We start from the raw sequence: 11338 nt of genomic DNA on the forward strand, positions 1-11338 counted from the left end.
AGATATATGGTTATAGAAATACCACTCCATCGCTCGCCAAAGTTTTGGAGTGGTTTTCTATGCTCTAAAACATTATCTGATAAACGTAAAAACGAATGTTAGTAATGCCAAAATGAACATTCCAAAAGCCATCAGGTCTTTGAAATCAAAAGGATCATATCAATGTTAGCTTTTCAAGAATCTTATCTAAAATTTGTTTTGCCGCTTCGGCTTTTGTCATAATGTCTAATGCGAGTTCTTCTTCTTTTGTAATCATCGTAATGACATTCGTATCGGTTCCGAATCCGGCACCGGACACTTTTAAATTGTTTGCAATAATCATATCGAGATGTTTCTTTTCCAGTTTCGCACGGGAATTCTCTAACATATTTTCTGTTTCCATAGAAAAGCCACATAAAAATTGGTGATTTTTTTTGTGTTCTCCTAAGTGCTTCAAAATATCTTTCGTGCGCTCTAATGGAATACAGAGAGAGTCGTCTGACTTTTTCATCTTTTCATCACTGACAGAGGCAGGACGATAATCTGCCACAGCGGCAGCTTTGATGATAATGTCCTGAGTATCGGAACAAGAAGTTACGGCATCAAACATTTCTTCAGCACTTTTAATAGAAATCGTATTGACAAATGGTGGTTTCGGAAGTGAAGTAGGTCCAGTGACTAAAGTTACATTGGCACCGCGGAGCATTGCGCAGTTTGCAATGGCATACCCCATTTTTCCGGTAGAATGATTGGTAATATAGCGAACAGGGTCGATCGCTTCTGTGGTTGGTCCGGCGGTGACAAGGACATTTAATCCTTTCATATCTTTTTCATATGCGATTTCTTTTAAGATATAGTCTAGTAAAGTCTCTGGATCAGGGAGTTTTCCTTCTCCTACGTCACGGCAGGCAAGCATTCCGGTTGCCGGATCAATCACCTCAAATCCGTAATCTTTTAATTTCAGCAGATTGTCCTGTGTAATCTGGTTCTGATACATCTGTGTGTTCATTGCCGGCGAAATGATTTTTTTACAGGTACATGCGAGTGTTGTAGTTGTAAGCATGTCATCAGCAAGTCCATTTGCCAGTTTGGCGATAACATTGGCAGTTGCAGGAGCGATTAAAACGACATCTGCCTGTTTGGAGAGCGCCACATGCTCTACATTATATTGAAAATTTCGATCAAATGTATCAACAAGACAACGATTGTTTGTCAATGTTTCGAATGTAATCGGATGGATAAAATTTGTTGCGTTCTTTGTCATGATAACATGGACATTACAATGAAGCTTTACAAGCATGCTGGCAAGATTGGCGATTTTGTAGGCGGCAATACTTCCCGTAACACCTAAAATAACAGTTTTTCCCTTTAACATAATTTGAAATCCTCTGCTTTCTGAATGGTTTGTAAATTATTCTAGCACATATTTAGAAAAAGTGTACGCAAATTTTGTGTTTATTTTTGAAAACATGGTTGTTTTCGTGTGAAGGAGGATGGTATACTGAGAAAGTAACTCCGTTGCAGTTCACGGAATTCAATTCCTTTCATCAACACACGACATCAGACGTTTCCATGCGAGCATGAGCGTTCTCAGACGTATGTGTATGTGTGAACTGGAGCGATATGTATTGTATCTCGTAAGAGAATGATAACAAGGAGGAAAAAATGAATAACAAAGCAAAGAGTGACGGAAGGTCACAGACACTTGGCATGGTACAGGTTGCACTGTTCGCGGCACTGATTATTATCATGGCATTTACCCCATTCTTAGGATATATCCCGCTTGGATTTACAAGGGCGACGATTATCCATGTACCGGTTATTATCGGTTCTATTTTACTTGGTCCAAAGAAAGGCGCTGTTTTAGGAGGCATTTTTGGACTGACGAGTTTTATTAATAATACGATGAATCCGACAGTGACATCGTTTGTGTTTACACCGTTTTATTCACTCGGTGAGATGCAGGGGGGGATCGGAAGTATTATTATCTGTTTTGTCCCACGTATTTTAGTTGGGATTATTCCGTATTTTGTATTTAAAGTATTGTATAAGGAAATGAAGTCCAAAGGATCAGGCATGCTGGTAGCTTTAGGAATTGCAGGGCTTGCGGGATCTTTTGTCAACACATTGTTAGTAATGAATTTGATTTTTGTGTTTTTTAGAGATGCCTATGCAGCGGCAAATGGAGTTGCGGCAAATGCGGTGTATGGCTTTATTTTATCCATCATTGCGATGAATGGAATACCTGAGGCGATTGTTGCGGCAGTGATTGTGGCAGTTGTCGGAAGAACGCTGTTGAAATCGCGTCTCGTGACAGGATAGCAGGAGGAAAAATATGATTCTGGCAATTAATATCGAGAATACGAACACCGTGGTCGGATGTTTTGAAGGTGAAAATATAGTCTTTGTGGAGAGCATTTCCACGAGCCTGACAAGAACAGGGCTGGAGTATGCAATTAGTTTTAAAAATATATTTGAATTACATGGCTTGAATATGAATCAGATAGAGGGAACGATTATCGCATCTGTGGTGCCCCCGGTGACAAATGTTGTAAAAGAGGCGGCAAAGAGGATTTCCGAAAATGAGGTGTTGATTATCGGACCGGGAGTGAAGACCGGATTGAATATTATGATGGATCAGCCGGGACAGGTGGGGAGTGACCTGGTGGCAAATGCAGTAGCAGGGATAGCAGAGTACCCACTTCCGCTCATTGTAGTCAACATGGGAACAGCGACGACCCTTTCTGTGATTGATGCAAAAAAACATTATATCGGAGGAATGATTATTCCGGGAGTCCGGATTTCTTCGGAATCTCTGACGCAAGGAACGGCGCAGCTTCCGAAAATCAGTTTGGAACGGCCGAAAAAGGTTATTGGAAGTAATACGGTGGAATGTATGAAAAGTGGAATCATTTATGGGACTGCTGCCTGTATAGATGGCTCCATTGCCAGCATTGAGAGAGAATTGAAAGAAAAAGCGGCAGCTATTGTTGCGACCGGGGAGGCTGCGAAGTATATCGTTCCCCATTGCGGTCGGAATATGTTTTTAGATGAAAATTTATTGTTGAAAGGTCTAAAACTCATATATGAAAAGAATCAGAAATAGTGCTTTAGATGGCGGTTTTAAATATAACCGCCATCCAGACCGATGATTTGACCGGTTAGATAGGAAGGACTGTTGACAAGATTCCATACCAAATCAGCGACTTCCTGCGGTGTGCCGAAACGCCCCGCAGGAATTTCTTCTTCAAAGGCAGATTTTTCTTCTGCGCTCAGTTGGGCATTCATGCTCGTCTCAATCGCCCCACATGCGATAGCATTTACCTGAATATTACTTGGAGCAAGCTCTTTGGCAAGCGCCCGCGTAAGCCCGTGGATACCGGATTTTGTTGCGGAATAGGCAGCTTCGCAGGAGGCGCCGACTGTTCCCCACATCGAGGATATGTTGATAATCTTACCGGATTTTTTTGACACCATTTTTGGAATTGCTTCACGGGAGCAGTAAAATACAGAGGAAAGATTCGTGTCCAGAAGATTGCACCATTCTTCATCGCTCATATCGCTTAGCAGACCAATGTGAGCAATTCCCGCATTGTTGACAAGTACATCCAGACAGTCGTATTTTGTGTAAATCATCTCGTACAGCTCTTTGACAGAATGTGGATTTCCTACATCGCCGATAAAAATATCGCAGGAGCCGTAAGGAATTGCTTCGATTGCAGATTTTACGGATTCCAGTTCTGAGATGGAGTGACGACAATTTAAGAATACGTGGTAATTATTTTGTGCAAATGTCATTGCAATGGCACGTCCGATCCCACGGGAAGCACCAGTGACTAATACCGTTTTTTTGTGCATAAAAATTCCTCATTTCCTTCGTTGATGACATCATTATAGCGTAATTGGGGAGGGGAGGCAATCACAAGGTGGTTTTAGTTGACATTCGTCATGAATTAGATTACAATGAATACATCAAAAATATTTGATGTGAGGTGTCCGTAGAATGAATGGGTATAAAAACGATACGATCATATTTAAAGCACTCTGTGATGAAAAGAGACTTTCGATACTGGAATTGCTCAAAGGCGGTGAAAAGTGTGCGTGTGTCCTGATGGAAGAATTGAATATCGCTCAGTCTGCGTTATCTTATCACATGAAGATTTTGTGTGAGTCGGGAATAGTAACAAGCAGACAGGAAGGTAAATGGACGCACTACACCATCAGTAAAAGTGGGAGAGAATATGCAATCAAGAGATTGACGGAACTTACATCCTAGCAGATGAAGAGGAATCGGAAATAAAAAGTCATCATTAGATGGCTTTTATAAAAGCCTAACACATCAAAAATATTTGATATGAAAAAACAATATGGAGGTGTTGAATGGAGAAGTTAAAATTAATGTTTCAATTTTTGCAGGAACAGATACTTGGAATGAAATGGATGAATGAAATTATCGGAAAAGGTTTGTCAGTGTTGGGGGTAGATATTCAAGGAAGAGTAGGAGGAAGCATTCAGTTTTTCCTATATGATGTGATTAAGATTACGATTTTATTATGCTTGCTTATTTTTATCATATCCTATATTCAAAGCTATTTTCCACCGGAGAGAAGTAAAAAGATATTAGGAAGATTTCATGGAATATGGGCAAATATAATTTCGGCGTTGCTTGGAACCGTGACTCCGTTTTGCTCGTGTTCAAGTATTCCAATTTTTATGGGATTTACAAGTGCAGGATTGCCGCTTGGAGTAACATTTTCGTTTTTGATATCTTCACCGATGGTCGATTTGGGAAGTTTGGTATTGTTGATGAGCATCTTTGGCGCGGAAATTGCATTTGTCTATGTTATCTTAGGACTTGCGATTGCGGTAATAGGAGGTACGCTTATAGAAAAAATGCATATGGAAACGTATGTGGAAGAATTTATCAGAAACGCCAGTCATGTGGAGAGTGACTCCCCGACTATCACAAAGCGAGAACGGGTTATGAATGCAAAAGAACAAGTGCAATGGACATTTCGTAAAGTATTTCCGTATATTTTAGTGGGTGTGGGAATTGGAGCGATTATTCACAATTGGATTCCTCAGACGTGGATTGAATCCATTTTGGGAAGCAACAATCCGTTTGGCGTAGTCCTTGCAACCTTGGTTGGAATTCCGATGTATGCGGATATTTTCGGGACAATTCCGATTGCGGAAGCACTGCTTGTAAAAGGGGCGCAACTTGGAACGATTCTTTCTTTTATGATGGCGGTTACAACACTGAGTCTGCCGTCCATGATTATGTTGAAAAAGGCCGTAAAACCAAAGTTGCTAGGTGTATTTATTACAATTTGTGCGACCGGAATTATAATAGTTGGATATGTGTTTAATGCATTTCATGTATTTTTAATGTAGATGAGCAGGAGGAGATGAAAATGAAAGAGAAAGTGGCATTTGTATGTGTCCATAATTCTTGCAGAAGTCAGATTGCGGAAGTGCTTGGGAAAAGCTTGGTTTCTGAGATTTTTGAAAGCTATTCAGCAGGTACGGAGACGAAACCACAGATCAATCAAGATGCTGTCCGTTTGATGAAAGAGCAGTATCAGATTGATATGGAAGAAACACAATATTCAAAACTGTTGTCTGAAATACCACCGGTAGACATTGTCATCACTATGGGATGTAATGTTGACACTACAATGAGATGGCATTATAATCTGTGGTAGAGAAAAGCACGAAAGGGAGGAACTACCATGCAGATTTCAAGCCGTTTTACAATTGCAGTTCATATATTTGCCTGTATCGATACATTTAAAGAGGAATTTAAACTTACCAGTGAGTTTTTGGCTGCCAGTATCAATGTCAATCCGGTGATTATTCGAAAGATATTGTCTCAATTAAAGGCAGCAGGACTTGTGAAAGTGCAGAGAGGAAGTGGAGGTGCTTCGATTGCAAAACCACTTGATGAGATTACATTTTTTGATATCTATCAGGCGGTAGAATGTGTAGAGCATGGAGAACTTTTTCATTTTCATGAAAATCCGAATCAGAAGTGTCCGGTTGGAAGAAATATTCACAATGTTTTGGACGGAAAACTTATACAGATACAAGATGCCTTGGAGAATGAGCTTGGTAAAATTACATTAGAAGATGTGATGAAAGATACACAATATTATATTGCGAAAGAAAGAGAATAGATAGAGAGACTTTACTTAGAAATTTTCTGGGTGAAGTCTTTTTTCTAATATCGAGCATTTTTTGTCATCATAAAAATGTTGTAACTATTGACATTACGATAAAAATGGTTCATATTAAAGTTGTAATGATAGGTATTACAATAAAAGGAGGAAGGATGACATGACACAAACAGAACGTTTGGAATATTTGATTACCTGTCTCATAAAGGAACAACCGGAATATGAGGAGATTTCTATTCCAACTGAAATAGAAGAGAAAAAACGGCTGTTGCGGTCATTGATGAACGTTCGTCCGGCTGTTCCGATCAGCAGAGAATTTCTTCGTATACAGGATGAGTATTTGAAAAATGAATTGACACAGCAGGAGATTACCGAACTGAATTTTTTGACATCACGTAAGGATAATATGTATCTTTGGAAAGGTGATATCACAAAATTAAAAGTTGATGCAATTGTAAATGCCGGAAACAGTGCGCTGCTAGGATGTTTTATTCCTTGTCATGGTTGTATTGATAACGCAATACATTCTAATGCGGGGATTCAGTTGCGGTTGGAATGTCAAAAAATAATGGAAAGGCAAGGGAAACCGGAGCCGACGGGAAAAGCAAAAATCACAAAGGGCTACAATCTTCCGGCGAAATATGTTCTGCATACTGTTGGTCCGATTGTCCGTGGGCAATTGACAGAAAAAGACCGTACGCTGCTTGCAGCCTGCTATCGTTCTTGTCTGGAGTTGGCGGATGCATATGAATTGAAATCCATTGCATTCTGTTGTATTTCCACAGGAGAGTTTCACTTTCCGAATGAGATTGCAGGTCAGATTGCTGTGGATACAGTCAAAAAATATTTCCGAGAAACAGGTTCACAGATGGAGGTGGTATTTAATGTTTTTAAAGAAAAAGATTGGGAAATCTACAACCGATTGTTGGAAAGAGATTGAGAAACTGGAAAAACAAATCCAACAGGCAGACGCGATTATTATTGGAGCGGGGGCCGGTTTATCAACTTCTGCCGGATTTCATTATGCGGGAGAACGTTTTAAAGAGTACTTTGGAGATTTTGCAAATAGATATCATTTTATAGATATGTATTCCGGTGGCTTTTATCCATATGAGACATTGGAAGAACATTGGGCATATTGGAGCAGATATATTTACATCAATCGATATATGGATGCACCGAATCCGGTTTATAATAATTTGTATTCACGGGTTAAAGAAAAAGACTATTTTGTATTGACCACAAATGTAGATCATTGCTTTCAAAAAGCCGGATTTGATAAACATCGGTTATTTTACACGCAAGGGGACTATGGTCTGTTCCAGTGCAGTGAACCGTGTCATCAGAACACTTACAATAACGAAGCGGTCATTAGAAAAATGGTTGAGGCGCAAGGGTATCGTGTCGATGGTAATGGGCGGTTAGTTGTTCCGGAAAGCAGACAACCTGAAAGGAAGATTCCATCAGAGTTGGTCCCGCACTGCCCAAAATGTGGGAAACCGATGAGTATGAATCTGCGTGCTGATGGAACATTTATACAAGATGAGGGATGGTATGCGGCATCGAATCGATACTATGAGTTTTTAAAGAGACACGAAAATCTTTTTATTCTTTTTCTGGAATTAGGGGTTGGAGAAAATACTCCGGCGATCATCAAGTATCCTTTCTGGCGGATGACGGCGGAGAATCCAAAGGCGGTCTATGCCTGTATAAATTGGGGACAAGCCTATGCACCGAAGGAGATTTCAGAAAGATCCATCTGTATTGATCAAGATATTGGAGAGGTGCTTGGAAAAATAATCAAAGACAATGTGTAAAGTAGTATTTGACAATGAAAACAAGAAGGAATATAATTGGTTATACCATTTGGAACAGGAGGCGGGATATGGAGGAAAAACAAAGTGCCAGAGAGACTGCCATTCAATATTTTTTACAGGAGATAAGAAGTGGAAATTTAAAGTCCGGTGATAAAATATTGAATGAGAGACAGCTTGCTGATTTGTTAGGAATCAGCAGAGTTCCGCTCAGAGAAGCAATCTGCACATTGTCAACACTTGGAATTTTAGAGGCGCATCAAGGAAATGGGACATATGTCAGTGAAAAGAATGCTCAAATTTTTTCAAGTGTAATAAAAAAATATGGGATATTTGATCGTTCTATAGTAGATGAAGTCTTTGAGGCCAGAATTCTGTTTGAGGCAGATGCAGCAAGGCTGGCTGCTCAAAATAGAACATCAGAGGATTTGAAATGTTTGCAGGAAGCATTAGTGAATCATGAAAAAGCGTTAGTTCTTTATCATAAGGGGGAAATATCAGCTGAGGTCATGATGGAATATGATGGCGCAATCCATCTAGGGATAGCGGCATCTGCACATAACAATTTTATGTTACAGATTATTGAGGCAATACGCCATGTGACCATTGAAAAAGATTTTTTTGCGGAACAGTATACAGTTGACAGGCAGCATTTTGCAGAATCTCAAAAGATGCACAGAGAGATTGTAACAGCTATTGAAAATCAGAATATGGATATGGCATATAGAAAAATGCAGGAGCATATTATTCAAATTCGTGCTGCTCTTGACTTAGATTCGATTAGGAGGACCGGGAAATGAAAACTTATCGTTGGGCTACTTTAGGATGTGGTGTGATTGCCAATGAATTGGCACAGGCAATGCAAAAAGACGGACGAACACTCTACGGTGTTGCAAATAGAACATATGAGAATGCAGTTGCGTTTGCCAAAAAGTATGAAGTTGAAAAAGTTTATAAGAACATACAGGATCTTTTTGAGGATGATGATGTGGATATTGTCTATATTTCCACACCGCACAATACACATATACAATATTTGAGAGAGGCATTGAAGCATGGAAAACATGTGCTTTGTGAAAAATCTATTACGCTGAATGCAAAGGAACTGGAAGAAGCAAAACAGCTTGCAGAAGAAAATGGTGTCGTTTTGGCGGAGGCAATGACGATTTATCATATGCCTTTGTATAAAAAATTGCAGGAAGTGATTCGAAGCGGAAAGTTGGGGAAACTTTGCATGGCTCAGATGAATTTTGGAAGTTATAAGGAATACGATATGCAGAACCGTTTCTTTAATCCGAATTTAGCAGGCGGGAATCCTGCTTATGAATCCGGCAGGAGAGATGGCTACGATAGCGCTTACTCTGCATGCAAAACAGCCGAAGAGGGGAATGCTTGCATTTGAGAATGGCTATGTTGAGATTTATGACTATCCACGGGCAGAAAAAGCTGTAATCACTTATACAGAAGATGCCTCGCAGGAAGTCATAGAGTGTGGAAGTACGAAGGATGCACTCTGGTATGAGGTGAATGATATGGAAGAGGCAGTGTCAGGTGCTGCAGATGAGATGCATTTTGATTATACGGTGGATGTGATGAACGTTATGACTGAAATCAGAAAGGCGTGGGGACTGTCTTATCCGGAAGAACGAGAAAGTTTATAATTGGAGGGATTGTTATGGAGTATAGAAGATTTAAAGATACCATCGTTGCGCGACTGGACAGAGGAGAAGAAATTCTTGCACAGGTAAAAGAAATTACCCTAAAAGAAGAGATAAAACTGGCAAGCGTACAGGCGTTGGGGGCGATGAATAAGTTTACAGTCGGTGTGTTTAAAACAGATGAAAAAGAATATTTGGCAAATGAATTTTGCGGAAGTTTTGAAATTGTGTCCCTGACAGGAACAGTCAATACAATGAATGATGAGTTTTACTGTCATCTGCATATGAGCGCAGGTAACGACAAGGGCGAAGTCTTTGGCGGGCACTTGAATCAGGCTGTTGTAAGTGCAACTTGTGAGATGGTGATTACAGTCATTGATGGAGCGGTAGACAGATATTATGATGAACAGATCGGCCTTAATCTGTTTCGATTTTAAGTTGTTTTATTTTTACAGAGCTTAATATTGACATATCTGTAAAAATAGATATATAATGCAAACATGAGCAAATTAGATATATTTAAAGCATTAAGCAATGAAACGAGATTAAGCATTTTGAAATGGTTGAAAGAACCTGAAAAATATTTTCCGCCACAAGGACTACATATTCCGGATGGAGATGATTTTTCAAACAGTGTATGTGTTGGTTCTATTTGTGAGAAGACAAATATCTCACAATCAACTATATCGCACTATTTAGATATGTTACAACGTGCAGGGCTTTTGGAATCTAGAAGGTTCGGTAAATGGACGTATTACAGGAGGAACGAAAAAAACATTCAAGAACTTGCAGAATTTATCCGTAGTGAACTTTAAATCTCTTAGGCAGGAATATTCCTGCCTATTGCTAATGATAAAATATCTATATTTAGCGATATATAAATTTAATAAAATCACAAATTACTGAGAAGAGGTTGTGGCTTTAGAAGATGAGTGTTAAAATTTGTATTATATATAGCTTGCGACACAGGCATTCTTGAAGTAAAGACAAGAAAGTATTTAATTTCCAATGGCAGAAAAAGATAGAAAGGACGGTATCGAAGTGATAGAAAAAGCGATTATGTTTGCGACACAGGCACATGAGGGACAGGTTCGAAAAGGTACGGACAGACCGTATATTGTACATCCATTAGAGGTGGGCAGAATTGTAGCGTCTATGACAGAGGACGAGGAGATCATCAGTGCGGCAATTTTGCATGATACAATTGAAGACTGCGAAGAAATTACGGAAGAAGTGATCTGTCGGGAGTTTACAAAAAGAGTAGCAGAGTTTGTGGCGAAGGAAAGTGAAGATAAGTCTAAGACATGGATGGAGCGCAAAGGGGCGACGATTGAACATTTGAAGACAGCGTGCAGGGAAGTGCAGATGATCAGTCTTGCAGATAAGCTGTCGAATATGCGCGACATTGACCGTGATTATCCGGAATGTGGAGAAGAATTGTGGCAGAGATTTCGCATGAAAGATAAGGAAATCATCGGCTGGTATTACAAAGGTGTCAGAGATTCACTGAGGGAAGCGATGAAAGAAAATCCAGTGTACTTGGAATATTGCGAGTTGGTGGAAAAGAATTTTGGGTAACACATGTAATGAAATGATATCATTTACCTGATTTGTCACTGGTGATTTAAAACATAGAAAACCACCACTTGGAGTTGAGCGGTGGTATTTCTATGTTCATTCTTTATAGGTTAATCCCTTGTGGGTGGTTGAG

Annotated in this window: 13 protein-coding genes and 2 pseudogenes; 13 read left to right on the forward strand and 2 right to left on the reverse strand. The window is 39.7% G+C overall.

The window, feature by feature from the left end; translation table 11 throughout:
* Window positions 1-154 precede the first annotated feature (154 nt).
* Window positions 155-1354 (reverse strand): bifunctional phosphopantothenoylcysteine decarboxylase/phosphopantothenate--cysteine ligase CoaBC, encoded by a 1200-nt coding sequence (gene coaBC, locus AC6I5B_RS04485; protein WP_004614717.1) that lies wholly within the window; start codon window positions 1352-1354, stop codon window positions 155-157.
* Window positions 1355-1644: 290 nt separating this feature from the next.
* Here coaBC and AC6I5B_RS04490 point away from each other — a divergent pair, with 290 nt between their 5' ends.
* Entirely contained in the window at window positions 1645-2301 is a 657-nt protein-coding gene (locus tag AC6I5B_RS04490; RefSeq protein WP_022250525.1) for an ECF transporter S component, read from the forward strand.
* A 13-nt stretch (window positions 2302-2314) separates the two neighbouring features.
* The gene (locus tag AC6I5B_RS04495) at window positions 2315-3085 is read left to right on the forward strand and encodes a type III pantothenate kinase (protein ID WP_004614715.1); all 771 of its coding nucleotides are present in this window, start codon (window positions 2315-2317) and stop codon (window positions 3083-3085) included.
* Between the two features lie 17 nt (window positions 3086-3102).
* On the opposite strand, the gene ymfI is transcribed toward AC6I5B_RS04495, so the two are convergent.
* Window positions 3103-3837, reverse strand: coding sequence for an elongation factor P 5-aminopentanone reductase (gene ymfI, locus AC6I5B_RS04500; protein WP_004614714.1), 735 nt, complete (start codon window positions 3835-3837; stop codon window positions 3103-3105).
* A gap of 145 nt (window positions 3838-3982) precedes the next feature.
* Between ymfI and AC6I5B_RS04505 the strand changes: the two genes are divergently transcribed.
* From AC6I5B_RS04505 to AC6I5B_RS04555, 11 genes and pseudogenes are all read left to right on the forward strand, one after another.
* A complete protein-coding gene (locus AC6I5B_RS04505) occupies window positions 3983-4255 on the forward strand; it encodes an ArsR/SmtB family transcription factor (protein WP_004614713.1) in 273 nt (90 codons plus the stop codon).
* Between the two features lie 104 nt (window positions 4256-4359).
* Window positions 4360-5373, forward strand: coding sequence for a permease (locus AC6I5B_RS04510; protein WP_071143668.1), 1014 nt, complete (start codon window positions 4360-4362; stop codon window positions 5371-5373).
* 14 nt (window positions 5374-5387) lie between these two features.
* Window positions 5388-5648 (forward strand): annotated as a pseudogene (locus AC6I5B_RS04515) (arsenate reductase/protein-tyrosine-phosphatase family protein); the annotation flags it as partial.
* Window positions 5649-5711: 63 nt separating this feature from the next.
* On the forward strand, window positions 5712-6155 hold the full coding sequence (locus AC6I5B_RS04520) for an Rrf2 family transcriptional regulator (RefSeq protein WP_004614710.1): 444 nt from the start codon (window positions 5712-5714) through the stop codon (window positions 6153-6155).
* A gap of 160 nt (window positions 6156-6315) precedes the next feature.
* On the forward strand, window positions 6316-7095 hold the full coding sequence (locus AC6I5B_RS04525; RefSeq protein WP_117787468.1) for a protein-ADP-ribose hydrolase: 780 nt from the start codon (window positions 6316-6318) through the stop codon (window positions 7093-7095).
* Complete coding sequence (locus AC6I5B_RS04530; RefSeq protein WP_270651114.1) at window positions 7040-7972, forward strand: SIR2 family NAD-dependent protein deacylase; 933 nt, start codon at window positions 7040-7042, stop codon at window positions 7970-7972. The genes AC6I5B_RS04525 and AC6I5B_RS04530 overlap by 56 nt, the downstream gene beginning before the upstream one ends.
* A 68-nt stretch (window positions 7973-8040) precedes the next feature.
* Complete coding sequence (locus AC6I5B_RS04535) at window positions 8041-8769, forward strand: FadR/GntR family transcriptional regulator (RefSeq protein WP_117787466.1); 729 nt, start codon at window positions 8041-8043, stop codon at window positions 8767-8769.
* Window positions 8766-9630 (forward strand): annotated as a pseudogene (locus AC6I5B_RS04540) (Gfo/Idh/MocA family protein). The gene AC6I5B_RS04535 and the pseudogene AC6I5B_RS04540 overlap by 4 nt, the downstream one beginning before the upstream one ends.
* A gap of 14 nt (window positions 9631-9644) precedes the next feature.
* Entirely contained in the window at window positions 9645-10064 is a 420-nt protein-coding gene (locus AC6I5B_RS04545; RefSeq protein ID WP_497773641.1) for a PPC domain-containing DNA-binding protein, read from the forward strand.
* A gap of 63 nt (window positions 10065-10127) precedes the next feature.
* Entirely contained in the window at window positions 10128-10442 is a 315-nt protein-coding gene (locus tag AC6I5B_RS04550; protein WP_004614703.1) for an ArsR/SmtB family transcription factor, read from the forward strand.
* Between the two features lie 226 nt (window positions 10443-10668).
* Window positions 10669-11205 carry an HD domain-containing protein gene (locus tag AC6I5B_RS04555; protein ID WP_022250531.1) on the forward strand — a complete coding sequence of 179 codons (537 nt, stop codon included), beginning with the start codon at window positions 10669-10671 and terminating at the stop codon, window positions 11203-11205.
* The last annotated feature ends 133 nt before the right edge of the window (window positions 11206-11338 follow it).

This window comes from Faecalimonas nexilis (assembly GCF_059731825.1).